The sequence below is a fragment of the Acidovorax sp. NPDC077693 genome, from assembly GCF_044542805.1.
Classification (GTDB): Bacteria; Pseudomonadota; Gammaproteobacteria; order Burkholderiales; family Burkholderiaceae_C; genus Acidovorax.
Genome location: NZ_JBITVD010000005.1, coordinates 296,518 through 315,735, shown reverse-complemented (window position 1 = coordinate 315,735; position 19,218 = coordinate 296,518). Strand labels below are relative to the sequence as shown.

12 protein-coding genes are annotated in these 19,218 nt (G+C 68.7%); 8 read left to right on the top strand and 4 right to left on the bottom strand.

Annotated elements, in window-relative coordinates; all coding sequences use genetic code 11:
* Window positions 1-29: 29 nt before the first annotated feature.
* The gene (locus ACIGHN_RS09145) at window positions 30-2,576 is read right to left on the bottom strand and encodes a putative bifunctional diguanylate cyclase/phosphodiesterase (protein WP_396504104.1); all 2,547 of its coding nucleotides are present in this window, start codon (window positions 2,574-2,576) and stop codon (window positions 30-32) included.
* A 213-nt stretch (window positions 2,577-2,789) separates the two neighbouring features.
* Between ACIGHN_RS09145 and mutS the strand changes: the two genes are divergently transcribed.
* The 8 genes from mutS to ACIGHN_RS09105 all read left to right on the top strand — a co-directional run bounded on the left by mutS (window position 2,790) and on the right by ACIGHN_RS09105 (window position 15,156).
* On the top strand, window positions 2,790-5,411 hold the full coding sequence (gene mutS, locus ACIGHN_RS09140) for a DNA mismatch repair protein MutS (protein WP_396504103.1): 2,622 nt from the start codon (window positions 2,790-2,792) through the stop codon (window positions 5,409-5,411).
* A 181-nt stretch (window positions 5,412-5,592) separates the two neighbouring features.
* A complete protein-coding gene (locus ACIGHN_RS09135; protein ID WP_056413095.1) occupies window positions 5,593-6,420 on the top strand; it encodes a proteasome-type protease in 828 nt (275 codons plus the stop codon).
* 61 nt (window positions 6,421-6,481) lie between these two features.
* Window positions 6,482-7,303 carry an alpha/beta fold hydrolase gene (locus ACIGHN_RS09130; RefSeq protein WP_396504102.1) on the top strand — a complete coding sequence of 274 codons (822 nt, stop codon included), beginning with the start codon at window positions 6,482-6,484 and terminating at the stop codon, window positions 7,301-7,303.
* A 151-nt stretch (window positions 7,304-7,454) separates the two neighbouring features.
* Entirely contained in the window at window positions 7,455-8,276 is an 822-nt protein-coding gene (locus tag ACIGHN_RS09125) for a carotenoid biosynthesis protein (RefSeq protein WP_396504101.1), read from the top strand.
* Complete coding sequence (locus ACIGHN_RS09120) at window positions 8,273-9,802, top strand: oxygenase MpaB family protein (protein ID WP_396504100.1); 1,530 nt, start codon at window positions 8,273-8,275, stop codon at window positions 9,800-9,802. Before ACIGHN_RS09125 ends, ACIGHN_RS09120 begins: the two co-directional genes overlap by 4 nt.
* A 17-nt stretch (window positions 9,803-9,819) precedes the next feature.
* A complete protein-coding gene (locus ACIGHN_RS09115; RefSeq protein WP_396504099.1) occupies window positions 9,820-11,604 on the top strand; it encodes a diguanylate cyclase domain-containing protein in 1,785 nt (594 codons plus the stop codon).
* A 72-nt stretch (window positions 11,605-11,676) separates the two neighbouring features.
* A complete protein-coding gene (locus ACIGHN_RS09110; protein WP_396504098.1) occupies window positions 11,677-13,488 on the top strand; it encodes a diguanylate cyclase domain-containing protein in 1,812 nt (603 codons plus the stop codon).
* 174 nt (window positions 13,489-13,662) lie between these two features.
* Complete coding sequence (locus tag ACIGHN_RS09105) at window positions 13,663-15,156, top strand: FAD-binding oxidoreductase (protein ID WP_056413080.1); 1,494 nt, start codon at window positions 13,663-13,665, stop codon at window positions 15,154-15,156.
* 117 nt (window positions 15,157-15,273) lie between these two features.
* Here the strand turns inward: ACIGHN_RS09105 and ACIGHN_RS09100 are convergent, their stop codons facing one another.
* From ACIGHN_RS09100 to ACIGHN_RS09090, 3 genes are all read right to left on the bottom strand, one after another.
* Complete coding sequence (locus ACIGHN_RS09100; protein WP_396504146.1) at window positions 15,274-16,608, bottom strand: diguanylate cyclase domain-containing protein; 1,335 nt, start codon at window positions 16,606-16,608, stop codon at window positions 15,274-15,276.
* Between the two features lie 162 nt (window positions 16,609-16,770).
* Complete coding sequence (locus ACIGHN_RS09095) at window positions 16,771-17,595, bottom strand: undecaprenyl-diphosphate phosphatase (RefSeq protein ID WP_056413153.1); 825 nt, start codon at window positions 17,593-17,595, stop codon at window positions 16,771-16,773.
* 127 nt (window positions 17,596-17,722) lie between these two features.
* The gene (locus ACIGHN_RS09090) at window positions 17,723-19,165 is read right to left on the bottom strand and encodes an efflux transporter outer membrane subunit (RefSeq protein WP_396504145.1); all 1,443 of its coding nucleotides are present in this window, start codon (window positions 19,163-19,165) and stop codon (window positions 17,723-17,725) included.
* Between the last annotated feature and the right edge of the window lie 53 nt (window positions 19,166-19,218).

Here is a 19,218-nt window from a genome sequence, read left to right as displayed (position 1 = left end):
GCCATCGCCCTGGTGTGCGCTGCGCAGTCTCAGCGTGTGGCAAACAAAAAGGCATCGATGTCCTCCACCGGCCCGGGCCGCCCGAACAAATACCCCTGGAACCCCTCGCACCCGTGCAGCCGCAAGAACCCCAGCTGCCCCGTCGTCTCCACCCCCTCGGCCACCACCTCCAGGTCCAGGCTCTTGGCCAGCGCCAAAATCGTCCGCACGATCGCCGCGTCGTTCGGGTCCGACAGCACGTCCCGCACGAAGCTCTGGTCGATCTTCACCTGGTCCAGCGGCAGCCGCTTGAGGTAGGACAGGGATGAATAGCCGGTGCCGAAGTCATCCAGCGCAAAGCCCACGCCTTCGCTCTTGAGCTGCACCATGCGCGCGATCGTGTCTTCGATGTCCCCCAGCAGCAGGCTTTCGGTGAGCTCGAGCTTGAGCCTTCGGGGGTCCGCCCCGTGCTCTCTCAGGGTCTGCAGCACTTCGGCCACGAAGCCGGGCTGGCGGAACTGGCGGGCGCTCACGTTCACCGAGATCGACAGGTGCGCCGTCTCGACGTGCTGGCCCCAGCGCTGCAACTGCGCGCAGGCGGTCTGCAGCACGTACTGGCCCAGCGGCAGGATGAGCCCGGTCTGCTCGGCCAGCGGGATGAAGTCGCCCGGGCTGATCATGCCGCGCTGGGGGTGGCGCCAGCGCACCAGCGCTTCGGCCCCCATCAGGGTCGCCTGGTGGTCGACCACGGGCTGGTAGTGCACCAGCAGCTCGCCCCGCGCCAGCCCCTGGCGCAGGTCGGCTTCCAGGTTGGAGCGGGCGTTGACCGCCGCCTGCATGTCGGGGTCGAAGAAGCGCTGCGTGTTGCGCCCTGCGGCCTTGGCCTGGTACATGGCCAGGTCGGCGCGCTTCAAGAGTTCGTCCACCGACAGGCGTTCGTCGCCAAAGAGGGTGATGCCGATGCTGGGGGTGCTGTAGTGCTGGGCGCCGTCGAGTTCGAAGGGCTGGTTCAGGTGGGCCAGCAGTTTCTCGGCCACGGTCTCGGCCTGGGTGGCGGCTTCGGCCAGGTCCGGGGCCAGGGCTTCGAGCATGACGACGAATTCGTCGCCGCCAAAGCGGGCCACGGTGTCGGCCTCGCGCACGCTGCCCACCAGGCGGGCGGCCACCTGGGACAAGAGCTGGTCGCCCATGTCGTGGCCCAGGGTGTCGTTGAGGTCCTTGAAATTGTCGAGGTCGATGAACAGCAGGGCGCCCAGGTTCCTGGTGCGCTGGCAGGCAGCGATGGAGCGCTGCAGGCGGTCCAGCAGCAGGCGGCGGTTGGGCAGGCCGGTGAGCGCGTCGTAGAAGGCCAGGCGCTCGATCTCCTGCTCTGCGCGCTTACGGTCGGTGATGTCCATGGTGAAGCCATGGGACACCACCGAGCCGTCGGGCTCGCGGTGCGGTATGGCGTTGGTCATGTGCCAGCGGATGCTGCCGTCGGGCATGCGCACGCGGTATTCGCACTGCCAGGGCACGAGCTTGCGCACCGAGGTGATGGCGGACCTCTGCACATGCGGCAGGTCCTCGGGCAGCACGCGCAGCATCAGCACCTCGTGGTCGGCCGTCACCTCGTGCGGCTCCACCCCCATGAACTCGCGCACCGCGTCGCTGATGTACTGCACGCTGGTGCTGCCGTCGGCATGCAGGCGGTATTCGTAGATGAAGCCGGGGATGCGGCTGGCGATGCGCTGGATGAAGAGCAGCTGCTCGCGCAGCTGTTCGGCCGCGCGGTGCTCGTCCGTCACGTCCTGCACCACGCCCATCACCACCTGCACGCCGTCGCGCGGCAGCGTGCGCTGCACGCGCGAGCGCATCCAGCGCACCTCGCCATCGGGCCGGCGCCAGCGGTACTCCACATCCAGGCCCTGGCCGCGCTCGCGCACCTTGTCGAACACGCCGCGGTCCTCGGGCAGGATGCCGCTCACGGCGCGCTCGGGATCCACCCACTCCTGCTGCTCGAAGCCGGCGATGTTGCACAGGCCGGGCGACCACAGCAGCACGGTCTCGCCCGGGTCCTCGATGCGGCGCCAGTGCCCTGCGCGGGCCAGGCTTTCCATGGTGTTGAAGACGTCGGTCTGCTCGCGCAGCTCACGGCGCACTTCTTCGAGGGCGTGCTCGGCGTTGGCCAGCGCGGCACGCAAGGTCTCGGCCTCGGTGGCGTCGCGCACCGTGACGACGATGCAGTCCGTGGTCACGCGGCGCGCGGACAGGTCCCAGGCCAGCAGCAGGCGCCCGGCTTCGCGCACCACCTGGCGGCACTCCAGCGGCGCCCCCACGCGCACGACGCCGTGCAGCTGGTCCAGCAGCTGCGTGCCGGCCAGCAGGTCGAACACCTCGCTGGCATCCGCACCGGGGTGGCGCACCGCACCGAGCCCCGGCATGCGGCGCGCGGCGGCGTTGGCGGCCAGCAGCAGCAGGCGGCCGCCCTGCAGCCGGAACTCCATCAGCGCCACCGGCACCGCATCCACCAGGGCCTGCAGGCGCGCCTGCGCCATGGGCTCGATGGCCCCTTCGCCAGCGGGAGCAAGAAGGTCGGTCAGCAGTTCGGACGAAATCACGGTCGGTCTGAAACCTCTGAAGGAAAGGGGCCTGCGCGCGCACAGCAGCCGGTTGCAAAGCCGTGGCGGCCACTGCGCCAGGCCATGGCACAGCATACAGGCAAGAGTATGTCAAAACGTAACGCCATGACAAACAGACATGTAACCGCGTGAGGGGAAACCCCAGGGGTGAACTGCTACAGTCCACGCCTCATTTCAAGAGCACGCCCCTGCATGTCCGACACGTTCGAGCACCACACCCCCATGATGCAGCAGTACCTCACGCTCAAGGCCGGGTACCCCGACACGCTGCTGCTCTACCGCATGGGCGACTTCTACGAAGTCTTCTGGCAGGACGCCGAGAAGGCCTCGCGCCTGCTCGATATCACGCTCACGCAACGCGGCCAGTCGGGCGGGCAGCCGGTGCTGATGGCAGGCGTGCCCTTCCATGCGCTGGAGACCTACCTGGCGCGCCTGATCAAGATGGGCGAGTCGGTGGCCATTGCCGAGCAGGTGGGCGAGGTCGGCGCGGCCAAGGGACCGGTGGAGCGCAAGGTGGTGCGCGTGGTCACGCCCGGCACGCTGACCGACACCGAACTGCTGTCCGACAAATCCGAATCGCTGCTCATGGCCGTGCACCAGGCGCCCCGCGCGCGCTGCGGCCTGGCCTGGCTGAGCGTGACCCAGGGCCGCGTGTACCTGGCCGAATGCGCGCACGACGAACTGGGCGGCTGGCTGGCGCGCGTGGCCCCGAGCGAGCTGATCTACAGCGCCGGCGTGACCGAGCGCTTCGAGCAGCAACTGCAGGTGCTGCGCCAGGGCGGCGCCTTCACCTGCCCGATCAGCCTGCGCCCCGACTGGCAGTTCGACAGCGCCTTGGGCGAGCGCAAGCTGCTGGAGAACCTGGGCGCCGCCAGCCTGCAGGCCTGGGGCGCGCAGGACCTGGGCGAAGCGCACGCCGCCGCCGCCGGGCTGCTGGCGTATGCCGAGCACACGCAGGGCCGCACGCTCACGCACGTGCACAGCGTGCAGGTGCAGCGCGGCGACGACCTGATCGACCTGCCGGCCACCACGCGACGCAACCTCGAACTCGTCAAGACGCTGCGCGGCGACGACGCGCCCACCCTGTTCTCGCTGCTCGATACCTGCATGACCGGCATGGGCAGCCGCCTGCTCAAGACCTGGCTGCTGGAGCCCCAGCGCGACCGCGACCAGGCGCGCCAGCGCCTGTCGGCCACGACGGCGCTGCGCGGCGACGCGGGTGCCGGCGGGGGCAGCGGCCCGTGGTCCCTGCTGCGCGGCGAACTCAAGGGCGTGAGCGATGTGGAGCGCATCACCGCCCGCATCGCCCTGCGCCAGGTGCGCCCGCGCGAGCTGGTCGCCCTGTGCAAGACGCTACAAAAATCAGAGCACCTTGCGCTTTCCGGGCAAGCACCAGAGCCCTATTTGATTCAAATCTTCAGCCACCTGCACCCGCCCGAGGGCTGCACCGCGCTGCTGTGCGCGGCCATCGACGAGGAGCCTGCGGCCCTGGTGCGCGACGGCGGTGTGATCGCCAGCGGCTTCGACACCGAACTCGACGAGCTGCGCGCCATCCAGACCAACTGCGATGCCTTCTTGCTCGACCTGGAAACCCGCGAGAAAGCCCGCACCGGCATCCCCAACCTGCGCGTGCAGTTCAACAAGGTGCACGGCTTCTACATCGAGGTCACCAGCAGCCATGTGGACAAGGTGCCCGACGACTACCGCCGCCGCCAGACGCTGAAGAACGCCGAACGCTTCATCACGCCCGAACTCAAGACCTTCGAAGACAAGGCACTGTCGGCCAACGAGCGCGCCCTGTCGCGCGAGAAGTGGCTGTACGAGCAGATCCTGGACCAGCTGCAGCCCCACGTGCCCGCCCTCACCCGACTGGCCCAGGCCCTGGCCGCGCTGGACGTGCTGTGCACCCTGGCCGAGCGCTCGCTCACGCTCAACTGGTGCGCGCCCCAGTTCGTGCCCGAGCCCTGCATCGAGATCGAAAACGGCCGCCACCCGGTGGTGGAGGCGCGCCTGGCCGAGACATCCAGCGGCAGCTTCATCGCCAACCACACGCGCCTGAACGCCAACACGCGCATGCAGATCATCACCGGCCCCAACATGGGCGGCAAGAGCACCTACATGCGGCAGGTGGCGCTGATCGTGCTGCTGGCCTGCATGGGCAGCCACGTGCCCGCATCGCACTGCCGCCTGGGCCCCATCGACGCGATCCACACCCGCATCGGCGCGGCGGACGACCTGGCCAACGCGCAGTCCACCTTCATGCTGGAGATGACCGAGGCCGCGCAGATCCTGCACGCCGCCACGCCGCACAGCCTGGTGCTGATGGACGAGATCGGCCGCGGCACCAGCACCTTCGACGGCCTGGCGCTGGCCAGCGGCATCGCCACGCACCTGCACGACAAGACGCGCGCGTTCGCGCTGTTCGCTACGCACTACTTCGAACTGACCGAGCTGCCCGCCAAGGCACGCCACGCCATCAACATGCACGTGAGCGCCACCGAGTCCGGCGCGGACATCGTCTTTCTGCACGAGATCCAGCCCGGCCCCGCCAGCCGCAGCTACGGGATCCAGGTGGCCAAGCTGGCGGGCATGCCGTCCCCCGTGCTGCACCACGCCCGCCATGCCCTGGCCGCGCTGGAAGAGCGTGCGGGCGAAAACGATCTGCAGGTGGATTTGTTCGCCACGCCGGAGGCCCCCGAGGGCGCGGGCGCCAGCCCCATCGAAGCAGCCCTGGCGGGCATCCACCCCGACCAGCTGAGCCCGCGCGAGGCGCTGGACGCGCTTTACCAACTCAAGAAGATGCTGGCCAATTGAGTGTAAATGCCACCTGCCGCATGCCTGGCGTGCGCTGCCAGCTATTATTTCAATAGCAATCCACTCAAAACTGCGCCAGCGCCGTGCGGCGCGCAGGGCCTTGCACGGGCCATGCACCAACCTGGAGCGCAAGCCGGACTAAACTTGCGGGTTCCCCCACCCTAGACCCACCATCTGCTCCATGACGTATTGCGTCGCCATCAAACTCAACGCCGGGCTGGTTTTCCTGTCCGATTCCCGTACCAACGCCGGCCTGGACCAGATCAGTTCTTTTCGCAAGATGATGGTCTATGAGAAGGCGGGCGACCGCTTCATGGTGCTGCTGTCGGCCGGCAACCTGTCCATCTCCCAATCGGTGCGCGAAATCTTGCAGACCGAGCAGCTCAAGGACGGGGACTCGGGCGAGACCATCTCCATCTGGAACGCCAAAAGCATGTTCGACGCCGCCCGCGTGCTGGGCGCTGCGGTGCGCCATGTGCACGAGCGCGACGGCCTGGCGCTCAAGCGCTCGGGCGTCGACTTCAATGTGTCGATGGTGTTCGGCGGCCAGATCAAGGGCGAGGGCATGCGCCTGTTCCAGGTCTACTCGGCCGGCAACTTCATCGAGGCCACGTCCGAGACGCCGTACTTCCAGGTGGGCGAGTCCAAGTACGGCAAACCCGTGCTCGACCGCGTACTCACGCCCGAAACGCCGCTGGACGAAGCCGCCAAGTGCGCGCTGGTGTCCATGGACAGCACGCTCAAGTCCAACCTGTCGGTGGGACTGCCGCTGGACCTGGTGGTCTACGAGGTCGACCGCTTCTCCACCGAGAAGGTGGTCTGCATCGACGAGAACAACCCGTACTTCCGCATGCTGCACGACAACTGGGGCCAGAAGCTGCGCGAGGTGTTCGACAGCATCGAGGACCCGGCCTGGGGCGGCGGTGCCACCAACGTTCCCATCATGGTGAACCCTGCGCGCAGCAAGCCGCTCAAGAAGATCACCAACCACCTGGACAAGCTCATCTGACCTGCCCCGCCCGCCCCGCCCGGGGTGCCGGCTGCAGCCCTTGCTCCCTGCGCGTACCTCCATGCTCCCCATCGTTTTCTCGCACGCCAACAGCTTTCCGGCGTGCACCTACCGCGTCCTCTTCCAGCACCTGAAGGCCCGCGGCTTCGAGGTGCATGCCGTGGAGCGGTACGGCCACGAAGCGCAGTACCCCGTCACCAACAACTGGCCGCACCTGGTGCAGCAGCTGGCCGACTTCGCCACGCCGCAGGTGCAGCGCCTGGGCCAGCCGGTGTTTCTGGTGGGGCATTCGCTCGGCGGCTTTCTGAGCGTGATGGCTGCCGCGCGCCACCCCGAGCTGGTGCGGGGCGTGCTCCTGATCGACTCGCCGCTGCTGGGCGGCTGGAAGGCCAATGCCGTCGACGTGGCCAAACGCACGCAGGTGGTGGGCTCGATCTCGCCGGGCAAGATCAGCCGGCAGCGCCGCTTCAGTTGGGCCAGCAACGACGAGGCGCTGGAACACTTTCGCAAGAAAAAGGCGTTCGCGCGCTGGGACCCGGAGGTGTTGCACGACTACGTCACCCACGGCTTGGTGGACCACGATGGCAAGCGCATCCTGGGGTTCGACCGCGCGGTGGAAACCGCCATCTACAACACGCTGCCGCACAACCTGGGCCGGCTGCTGGCCGCGCACCCGCTGCAGTGCCCCGCCGCCTTCATCGGCGGGCGCGACTCCGAAGAGATGAAGCAGGTGGGCATGGCCCTGACCCTGCGCATCACGCAGGGCCGCACGATGATGCTGGACGGCAGCCACCTGTTCCCGATGGAGCAGCCGGTGGCCACCGCGGCGGCCATCGAGGCCTCCTTGCTCAATCTCGCTTCGCTGAAAGCCCTGACCCCGTGATGCGCTGAGCCGCCACGGTGTGACGCTGATATAACACCAAAACGGCCCGCAAAAGTACCGAAAAGGCACTGAGGTTTCTGCAAAAACAAGGGGCGCGAATCACGGGCGCATCCTCTACACTGGGGGTTTGTTACAGCGTGATACACCCCACATGCCTGCAAAGACTCCCCTGACTGCCCGACTGCCCGCGGTGACCTTCGCGTTGCTCGCGGCATTCCTGGTGGTCACGGCCTTGCGCACGCACAACGACACCACCATTGCCATCGTCACTGCGTCGGTGCTCATGTTCGCGTGCTGCTGGGCCAGTGCCACCCATTTGCTCGGCGCCCGCCCGGCGCTGCAGTTCGTGCTGATCGCGGTGAGCCTGGGCTGGTTCGCCGAGCAGATGGGCAGCACGCACGGCTGGTTCTTCGGGCACTACACCTACACCGATGTGCTGGGGGCCCGGCTCGTCAACGTGCCCATCGTCATCCCCATGATGTGGTTCTCGCTCACCTACGCAGGCTACGTGATCAGCAACCTGATCGTGTGGCAGTCGCCAGTGGACGGCGCGCCGGGGCTCGGCAATGCGGCCATGCTGTCGTTCCTGGCCGCGATGATCGTCACCGCGTTCGACCTGGGCGCCGACCCCTACCTCGTCTACACGCTCAAGGCCTGGATCATGGCCAAGACCGACGGCGCCTGGTTCGGCGAGACCGTGCAGGGCTTTTTCGGCTGGGTGTTCGTCGCCTTCTGCATCATCTTCAGCTTTCGCCTGTCGGTGCGCCGCCGCCCGCTGCAGCCCGTGAGCCCCTTCCTGCGGCGCCACGCGCTGGTCCCGCTGGCCATCTACGCGTCCGGCATGGTGTTCCAGATGGTCCTGGGCAACCCGGTGGAGATCCGCTCGATCGCCCCGTTTGCCATGGGCATACCGTTGCTGTGCGCCATGGCCGGATTCCAGCGCTGGCGCACCCCCACAGAAGCCGCAGCATGAAGACAGCCACCATGACGAACTCCCGCCACTTCCCGCTTCCCGACGCCGAACTGGCCGGCATGCAGCACCACGCCGACCCGCTGGCCGACCAGACCATTGCCGACATGCTCGGCCCCTGGCCCCCCGGCATGGTGGATGCCGATGCCGAGCAATGGAAGCGCCTGGACACGGTGAACATCCTGCTGGGCCAATGGGCCGACAACGCGGGCATCGCGCAGTGGACGATTGCGGTGGGCCCGGTGCATGGCACCGTGGGCGGCAAGCCGGCCGATGGCTATGTGGACCAGGCCATGGCCGATGCGCTGAACCACTATGTACGCACCGCCCAGGTGCTGCCCGACTGGGCCGACGCCCGCCAGATCGAGCGCGCCGAAAAGCTGTTCATGGAGCACGGCGCGCTGTCGTGCATCCTGCTGTTTTGCGCCAGCCTGCCCGAGTGCTACGTGATCCCCGACCTGTCGGCCGTGCTGCACACCGCCGGGCAGCTGGAGCAGAACACCGAATACCGCATACGCTCCACCGCCGCCATGATCTTTCCGGTGATGATGCACGGCGGCCTGAGCGAACGCGGTGCGGGCGTGGCGCAGGTGCTGAAGGTGCGGCTCATCCACGCCACCATCCGCAACCTCATCCTGCACGGCAGCCCGCAGCGTGCCGTGGACCATCTGAAAGCGGGCGATGCCAGCGCCATCGCGCCCACGCCGCTGCCCGCCAGCGGCGGCCGCGGCGTCACCATGTTCCAGATGCTGCATGCGCGCGGCTGGGACGTGGCCGATGACGGCCTGCCCTGCAACCAGGAAGAGCTGGCCTACACGCTGCTGACCTTCGGCTATGTGTTCCTGCGCAGCCTGCACAAGCTGGGCATCGGACTGCCGCGCCACGAGGAAGAAGCCTACCTGCATGCCTGGAACGTGGTGGGCCACGTCCTGGGCATCGAACGCTCGCTGATGGTCGACACCATGGAGCAAGGCCAGGTGCTGATGGCGCAGATGCAGGCGCGCGGGCGTGCAGACCCGATCAGCCCCGATCCCCGCCCGGCCCTGGGCCAGGCGCTGATGCAGACCATGGCCAAGGCTTTGCCGTGGGACATCGTCAAACCCTTCCCCCAGCTCATGACCCGCTACCTGTGCGGGCGCGACACGGCCAGCGACCTGGGACTGACCCAGCCCGTGCCCTGGCCATCGGCGCTGTTGTTCTGGGTGGTGCTGATCGCGGCGCGCGTGCTCGATGCGGTGGTGCGCCTGGCAATGCCCCGGTTCTCGATAGTCCGCGCCCTCACCCGCGTGCTGGGCTACCACTTCATGAGCCGGGTGCTCATGAGCCAGACACGGCCCTTGCAATTGCCGACCGCGCTGCTCAACCAAGTCGACGACGTGGTCCACAGCTGGAGCGACGACCCCAACGCACCCCGTTGGCTCAACCGCCTGGAAGACCGCCTCACCACGCACGGCAGCTGGAGCCTGGGCCTGGGCCGGACCCAGAAGGCGCAGGCCACGGGCTCCGCGCAGGCGCAGCGACCCGCGTAACCAGGGCCTCCCCACTGATGCACCTGTTGCTCCATGCCCTCCTGCTCCCGGCCCGGCTCTGGCGCGCGCATCGCGGCTTGGCACTCACCCTGCTGTGGCTGCTCGCACCCATGGCCGTGCCCCTGCAGGCACGGGCTGACGCGCCCCTGGTGCTGACGCAGGCCCGGCCCCAGGTGAATGCGTGGGAAGCCATCACCCTGCAGGCCGACCCCACGTACAGCCTCACGGCCGAGGACATGCTGGAACGCCTGGACGCGTTCGAGGCGCCCGCCCGGCGTGGGGGATCATTGGGTGTGCACAAGGCCGCGATGTGGCTGCGCATTCCCGTCATTGCGCCCGAGGCCCCGCGCACGCCCTGGGTGGTGGATCTGGGCTACAGCTCGCTGCAGGCCGAGATCTACCTGACCCGCGGCGGCCAGGTGATCCAGAGACTGCGCACCCGCCAGCCGGGCGAGGGGCAGCTGTCCAGCCGCACCCCTGCGATGGCGTTCGAGCTGCAGCCCGGGCAACCGTACGACCTGCTGATCCGGGTGCAGGCGACGGGGCCGCTGATCCTGCCCATCACGGTGGGGGAGATGCCCTATCAGATGCATGCAGCCCTGAGCGAGCAGATGCTGCAGGGCCTGCTCAACGGGCTGGCGTTCTTCCTGCTCGCGTACAGCCTGGTCCAGTGGGTCACGCAGCGCGACCGGATGTTCGGCTTCTATGCGCTGGTGGTGCTGGGCAGCGCGATTTTTTCGCTGCAGTTCTTCGGCCTGGGCGCCCAGTTCCTGTGGCCCGACAATCTCTGGATGGGCCGGTATGCGGGCCTGGCAGCCGGGCTGATGGCCCTGGCGGGCTCGTTCCTGTTCCTGGGCCACACGCTGGCCGGCGACACACCGCACAGCCGGTACGCGCGCACCATGCGGGCGGGCGCGGCGATCACCGCCGCGGTGTGCGCCGCGCTCGTGCTCGGCTGGGTGAGCGTGCCCATCGGCATTGCCTACATGAGCCTGGCGGGTGCCCTGCCCTCACTCATCAGCCTGCCCGCGGCCATCACGCGGGTGCGGCGCGGGGACCCGATCGGCGCCACCCTGCTGGCTGCATGGGTCGCTTTCGGCGTCGCCGCCGCGGTCATGGTGTGCCTGGTCCAGGGCTGGGTGCCCGCGAACTTCTGGACGCTGCATTCGTTCCAGTTCGGCGCCACGCTGGACATGCTGCTCTTCTTTCGCGTGCTGGGCCTGCGCGCCAACGCGGCCCAGGCACGCGCCGTGGAAGCCATGCAGGAGCGCGATCTGATGCGCTCGCTGGCCCACACCGACCACCTCACCGGCCTGAGCAACCGGCGCGGCCTGCAGCATGCGCTGCATTCCGCGCTGGCGCAGTGCTCCGAGCAGCGGCTGGTGGCGCTCTACCTCATGGACCTGGACGGGTTCAAACCCGTCAACGATGCGCACGGCCACGACGTCGGCGACGACCTGCTGGTGGCCGTGGGCCACCGCCTGCAGCGCAGCGTGCGCCACCACTCGGACATGGTGGCCCGCATGGGCGGCGACGAGTTCATCATCATGGCGCAGGGCCTGGAAACACCGCAGCAGGCGCATGAGCTGGGCCAGGCGCTGCTGCGTGCCTTCGAGCAGCCGTTCAGCCTGAGCCACCTGCGGCTGCACGTGGGGCTCACGGCAGGCTATGCCATCGCGCCGCTGGACGGCGCAGACCCGCAGGTGCTGCTGCGCCTGGCCGATGCAGCCATGTACGCCGGCAAGCAAGACGGCAAGCGCACGGTACGCCGTGGCCGCAACGACCTGGCGCCGGCCACCTGAACGAGACAGCCACACCACCTGCAACCCCGCGACCCTGCTGCCTCCTATACTGCCCAAGCGTCGATCCACACCATGCGCACCGTCCCCCTCTTGCTGCCGTGGCAACGGTTGCCGGCCCTCCTCAGGCGCTGGATGATGGGCTGCGTTCTGGTGTGGCTGTCGGTGGGGTGCCACGGCAGCTGGGCGCAGGGCGACGGCAACGGTCACGACAGCCGCATCCTGCTGCGCGACGAGGTGCACTCGCACGAAGCCTGGCCCGCCGTCACCATCCTGAACGACGCGTCGCGCGTGCTGTCGGTGGACGACGTCATGCGGCGCACCGCCGAGTTCGCCGCGCCCCCGCGCAGCAGCGGAACGCTGGGCGTGCGCACCGACGCAGTGTGGGTGCGCGTGCCGGTCAGCGTGGCGCCCAGCTCCGACGGCACCTGGGTGCTGGACATCGACTACCCCGTGCTGCAGCGCATCGAGGTCTACCTGACCCATGGGGGCCACGTGACCCAGCAGGCCACGCTCGGCAGCCTGCAGCCGTTCTCGCAGCGCCCGCTGCGCACCCGCACGCATGCCCTGCCGCTCCTGATGCAGCCAGGCCACCACTACGACCTGCTGCTGCGCGTGGAGACCACCGGCGCGATGGTGCTGCCCATCACGCTCAACAAGCCCACCGCATGGCACAGCGCCGCCATGAACGAGCAGATGCTGCAGGGCATCCTGACCGGCCTGGCGCTGTGCCTGTTGATCTACAGCCTGGCGCAGTGGATCAACCTGCGGGACATCCTGTTCCTGCAGTACGCGCTGCTCATCACCGGCAGCACGCTCTTTTCGCTGCACCTGTTCGGCCTGGGATCGCAGTACCTCTGGCAGGACAACATCTGGCTCGAGCTGCATGCCGCAGGCCTGTCGGCGCTGATGGCCACCTGCGGGTCGTTCCTCTTCATCAGCCAGGCCCTCGTGGGCCACCGGCCGCAAAGCCGGCTGCTGCGCGCCATGCGGGCCGGCGCGGTGCTGTGCGCGCTGCTGGCCGTGGTGCATGCGCTGGACGTGCTGAGCACCGCGGCCATCGCCGCCGTGGTGAGCATCCTCGGGCTGGTCCCGGCGCTCATGGGCATCCCCGGCGCCGTGCGCCGCGCGCGGCAGGGCGACCCGGTGGGCACCAGCCTGCTGCTGGCCTGGCTGATCTACTTTGCCGCCACCGCCACGGTGATCGGCGTCATCCGCGGCTGGGTGCCGGTGAACTTCTGGACCATGCACTCGTTCGGTTTCGGCGCCACGCTGGACATGCTGCTGTTCATGCGGGTGCTGGGGGTGCGCACCAAGGCGCTGCGCACCGAGGCCATCGACGCCAACCGCGAACGCGATGCCATGCGCTCCCTGGCCCACACCGACCCGCTCACCGGGCTGCCCAACCGGCGCGGGCTGAACATCGCGCTGGCCTCGGCCCTGCCCCGGTGCGGCCCCGACAAGCTGCTGGCGGTGTACGTGATGGACCTCGACGGCTTCAAGCCCGTCAACGACCGGCACGGCCACGATGTGGGCGACGAGCTGCTGGTGGCCGTCACGCGCCGCCTGCAGGGCCACCTGCGGCAAAGCGACGTGGTGGCGCGCCTGGGCGGCGACGAGTTCGTGGTGATGACGGGCGACCTGGGCAATGCGCAGCAAGCCCACGAGCTCGGGCTCAAGCTGCTCGATGCCTTTCGCTCGCCGTTCTCGCTGGGCCAGTTGCAGGTGCAGGTGGGCCTGACCATCGGCTACGCGCTGGCGCCGGAGGACAGCAACGACGCCGTGGGCCTGCTCAAGCTCGCCGATGCGGCCATGTACAGCGGCAAGCAGGGCGGCAAGTTCTGCCTGCGGCGCAACACCGGCGACCTGGCGCTGTCGTCGTCCTGACCTGCGTTGCTGCGGCCTCCCTACGGGCTGCGTGTCGGGGGGCGGCCGCCGTGCCCGGCGGCCTGCCGACCCCTCGCATGCACTGCGCGGGCAACAGCGGTCATTCAGCACTGGTCAAAACCCACGGCCTGCGATAAACACGGGGCTCCCTTTCACTCTGGAGGATAGTTCGCCATGCCCCATCGCAAGAGCCCTGCCCGTCATGCCAAGGACGAACGCATCGCACTTTTCAGGTCACACGCCGCATTGAACACGGCCGCCGTGGTTGCCGGCGACGGCGCCGGTGAAGCCATCTCGTGGGAGGCCATCGCCGAACTCGAATACAACATCGTCGGGCGCGTGGTGCTGCCGTCGGACCGCAACTACGACAAGGACCGGCAGGAGTCGAACCCCGCGTTCCAGGCCTACCCCCAGGTCATCGTCTACTGCGTGTGCGAAGGCGACGTGCTCGAATGCCTGGCCGTGGCGCGCAAGTACCGGCTGTGGGTGGCGGTGCGCAGCGGCGGCCACAGCACGGCAGGCTACTCGGTCAACAGCGGCATGGTGATCGACCTGAGCGGCATCTCGGGCGTCACGCTCGACCCGCTGGCCCGGCGCGTGCATGTGCTGCCCGGCACCGACTTCGACACCTTCAACGGCGCCATGAGGGGCACCGGCTGGCACGTGCCCACCGGCGCCTGCGGCAATGTGCGCGTGGGCGGCTTCGTACAGGGCGGCGGCTTCGGCTACACCTCGCGGGCCTTCGGCATCCAGAGCGACATGGTGGAATCCTTCCGCGTGGCGCTGGCCGACGGCAAGATCGTGCTGGCCAGCGCGGCCGAAAACCCCGAGCTGTACTGGGCGATGCGCGGCGGCACCGGCGGCAACTTCGGCGTGCTGCTGCAGGTGACCTACCGCATGGTGCGCCTGGACGACGTCTGGGCCTGGGCCATCAGCTGGGACGAGGCCCATGCCGCCGAAGTCCTCACCCTCATGCAGCGCGACTTCATGAAGACCGGCGCGCCCGATGCGCTGGGCTACATGATGAACCTCGGCTACCAGAACGGCGTGCCCGTGTACATGGTGCAGGGCATGTACACCGGACCGCGCGATGCGGGCCTGGCGGCCATCGCGCCGCTGCTGGCCGTCCCCAGTGCGAAGCTGCTGGTGGACAAGACCGGCAGCTACCCGGCCATGAACACATGGCTCGAAGACCACCCCTACACCCTGCCCGACAACCTGCCCAATGGCGTGGCCGAGTCCAAGGCCAGCGGCTACATCAGCGCGCGCCTGAGCACCGCCGACTGGCAGCGCATCATCGACTACTTCAAGACCTCGCCCAACACCTGGTCGCTGGCCTACCTGGAGGCCTACGGCGGCGCCATCAACCGCTACCCGGTGGAAGACAGCGCCTTCATCCACCGCAGCGCAGATGCCGACCTGGTGGTGGACGTGTTCTGGCGCAACCCGGCCGAGCGGGCGCAGATGGAGGCCTGGCTTGACGGCTTCATGGCGCTGGTCAAGCCGTTCCTCAACGGCCACGTCTACCAGAACTACCCCGACGGCAGCCTGGAGAACTTCGCCGACGCCTACTGGGGCCCGGCCTACCCGCGGCTGCGCAAGGTGAAGGCGCAGTACGACCCGACCAACTTCTTCCACTTCGCGCAGAGCATCGCGCTGCCGGGGTAGCAGCAGCTTGCCGCCAGGGCCCAGCGCCCTGGCGTTGCGTTGCGTGGTGTGGTGTGGCAGGTCACGGCCTGGCAGTGGCCCCGGCCCGGGCGCCCTGCCCGCCGGCCAGCCGGCGAATCAGCCCGCGTCCGCGTCTGCGTCCGCGTAGTGCAGGCGCCCCTTGCCCGCGCGCTTGGCGCTGTACATGGCCTGGTCGGCGCGGTTGATGAGATCGTCGATGTGGCCGCCCAGCGGGGGGCACACGGCCACGCCGATGCTCGCGCCGATGGACAGCTCCCGCCCGTCCACCAGCATGGGCTGCTGCAGCGCCTCCAGCAGCCGGTGACCGATGGTGTCCGTCACGTCGCGGGTGACGTCGTGCTCCAGCATCACCAGGAACTCGTCGCCCCCCAGGCGCGCCATGGTGTCGCCGGACCGCACGGTGCCGGCGATGCGCCGCGCCACGATGCGCAGCACCTCGTCGCCCGCGCGGTGGCCCTCGGTGTCGTTCACGCTCTTGAAGCCGTCCAGGTCGATGAACAGCAGCGCCAGGCAGCCCACGCTGCGCGCGGGCTCCAGGGCTTTTTCCAGCTGGGCCTGGAAGGCCGCCCGGTTGAGCAGGCCAGTGAGCGAATCGTGGTTGGCCAGATAGTGGTGCTGGCGCGCGATCTCGATCTTGGCGGACACGTCCTCGACCAGCGCCATGATCGATGTGACCTGCCCCTCGGCATCGGTCAGCGCCGAGTTGAACCACTCGCAATGCACCTCGGACCCGTCGTCGCGCGTGAAGGAAGTCTCGGCCCGGTTTTGCGACTCCTGGCCCGACTGCAGGCGCTGCAGGGCCAGCTGCAGGGTCGCATCCGCGGGCGAGAGGTCCAGCAACTCGTTGAGCAACTGCCCTTGCAGGTCCGCCACATGCAGCCAGCCCATGAGCTGTACCGCGCGCTGCGAGCAGTGCAGCAGCCGCAGGTTGTGGTCCATTTCCAGCACCGCCAGCGGGCTGTTTTCCATGTGCGAGGACAGGCGCTGGTTGGCGGCGCGCAGCGCGTCCATGGTGACCTGCAGCTCGTGCACATCGAGTGCGGTGGTGATGAAGCCCTCGATGGAGCCTTCACGGTTGTGCCAGGGCGTCAGGCAGATGGTGCGCCACTCGTCAAAGCCGTAGGGCGTGCGCAAAAGACGCTGGTACTGAACCCGCTCACCCGACAGAACGCGGGCGACGAAGGGCATGAATGCGGTGACCGCCGCATCGCCGTACATGTTGGTCAACGACTTGCCCGCCAGTTGCTCCGGCACGGTGCCGAACCAGCGCGCGTATTCATCGTTGACATACAGCATCGTGAGGCTGCGGTCCACCACCGCCATGGTGGCGCCAGCGCTGCGCGTGATCACATCAAGCAACTCGTCCTTGGACAGGCTGTGCCCGGGGGCGATGGCCCGATAGTCGGACAACTCTGGATCGTCTTGCATCATGCGGCGAAAGCCCCAGCGGGGCAGGGTCATCGGTGGAACGCCCCGCGCGCCAGCCCTCCAGGAAGGTCACCGCCGCGCGCCTCGGCCCCTGCGCCGAGCGGCCGGGTGTGCCATCAGCTTATCACTTTCGTCCCATAACCAATCCGAGTGAATGCGCAGCCGTCAATCCGCCCACTGCACCCAGCCCGTCCAGGCGGTCACCAGCACGATGATGCCGAACACGATGCGGTAGTACGCGAACGGCACGAAGCTGTGGCTGCTGATGTAGCGCAGCAGCCAGCGCACGCACAGCCAGGCGCTGATGAACGAGAACACCAGCCCGACCGCGAACATCGGAATGTCGGCCGCCGACAGCAGCGCGCGCTCCTTGTACAGGCTGTACACCCCGGCACCGATCAGCGTGGGGATGGCCAGGAAGAACGAGAAGTCCGTCGCCGCCTTGCGCGACAAGCCCAGCAGCATGCCGCCGATGATGGTGGCGCCGCTGCGGCTGGTGCCGGGCACCATCGCCAGGCACTGCACCAGGCCGACCTTGAGCGCATCGAGCGGCGTCATCTCGTCCACCGTCTGGATGCGCGTGGCGGCCGGCGAGCGCCGCTCGGCCCACAGGATGATGAAGCCGCCCAGGATGAAGGTGCTGGCCACCACCACCGGCGTGAACAGGTGCGCCTTGATCATCTTGCCGAACAGCAGGCCCAGCACCACGGCGGGCAGGAAGCCGATGAACACGTTGAGCGCGAACCGCTGGGCCTGGCGCTCGGTGGGCAGGGCCACCAGCGTCTCGCGGATCTTCTGCCAGTACACCAGGATGACGGCGAAGATGGCGCCCGTCTGGATGGCGATGTCGAACACCTTGGCCTTGGCATCGTCGAAGCCCAGCAGCGAGCCCGCCAGGATCAGGTGCCCCGTGGAGGAAATGGGCAGGAACTCGGTCAGGCCCTCGACCACGCCCATGATGGCGGCCTTGACCAGCAATAGAACGTCCACGCGCACTCCTTAAGGAAAATTTAAGCCAAATCGGGCTCTACCGCTTGCCTGGCAAGCGCTAGCAGCTATCAAAACAGGAGTATATGCGCAGCGGGCCTGTGGCGGGCCCGCGCAGGCTCCAGCCCCCTCAGGGCCGGGACTGCGGGAGCGTTTGAGCCGGAGCCTGCTGCTGCTCCTGCCACGGCGCCTGCCACCCGCCGCCGAGCGCCTGCACCAGCGTCACCGCCGCCAGCTGGCGGTTGACCTGCAATTGCAGCAGCGCGCGCTGCGCCGACAGCGCCGAGACCTGGGCCGTGACCACCTCGGTGTAGCCCACCTGCCCTTCGCGGTAGCGGTTGAGCAGCTGCTGCGCCGTGCGCTCCGCCGCGGCCACCGCCTCGCGGCGCAGGGGCTCCTGCTCCTGCAAGGTGCGCAGCACCGTGAGCTGGTCTTCCACCGTCTGGAAGGCCGTGAGCACCGTCTGGCGGTAGACCGCCACGCGGCCCTCGCGCGCGGCCTGGGCTTCTTCCACGCGGGCCGCCGTAGCGCCGGCATCGAAGATCGTCTGCGCCACCGACAGGCCCAGCGACCACACCAGCGTGGACGCCTTGAACAGGTCGGCCACGCTGCTGCCGCCGCTGCCCACCGACGCGCCCAGGCTCAGGTTCGGGAAGTACGCTGCACGCTGGATGCCGATCTGCGCATTGGCCGCCGCCACCGCACGCTCGGCCGCCGCGATGTCGGGCCGGCGCTGCAGCAGCGTCGAGGGCACCCCCAGCGGCACGTCGGGCACCGCAGCCACCCACTGCGCACGCGCCAGCGAAAAGTCGGCCGGGGCGCGACCGGTCAGCACGGCCAGCGCATGCTCGAAGCGCGCCCGGTTCTGCCGCACGGTGGCCAAGTCCGCGCGCGCGTTGGCCAGCTGGGTCTGCGCTTGCAGCACGTCGGTCTGCGCCACCACCCCGGCACCGTAGCGGTTGCGCACGATCTGCAGGCTGCGCTCGTAGCCCTCCACCGTGGCCTGCAGCAGCTCGATCTCCGCATCCGCCTCGCGCAGCTGAAAGTACGCCGAGGCCAGCGTGCCCACGGCCGACAGACGCGCCGAGGCCAGGTCGGCCTCGCTCGCCTGCGCGCTGGCCTGGGCGCCGGTGACGCCGCTTTGCAGTCGGCCCCAGAGGTCCGGCGCCCAGTCGACCCCCAGCGATGCCTGGGTGGTCAGGCCCGAGCGGGCAGCGCCCTCGCCGCCGGTGCGCGTGGCACCGCCCGACAGGCTCACCGACGGGAACAGCCCTGCCCGCTGCTGCCGCACCACGGCCTGCGCCTGCGCATAGGCGGCCACGGCCGCGGCGATGTTCTGGTTGGACAGCTGCACCTGCTCGGCCAGGCGGTTGAGCTCGGCGTCCTGGAACAGCTCCCACCAGGGGCCGCGGTCCAGCGCGTCGGCAGGCGCCGCGGGTGCCCAGGTGGCACCGGCCTCCTTGAACGACGCGGGCACCGCCATCTCGGGCTGCTGGTAGGGCGGCGTGACCGAGCAGGCGGACAGCAGGGCAGCGGCTGCCAGCACCAGTGCCAGCGTGGTCGGGCGGGCCATGGGGGGCCGGGCGGCGTGCGCGCCGGGTGTGAGCGGGGCGTGGAGATGTGTCA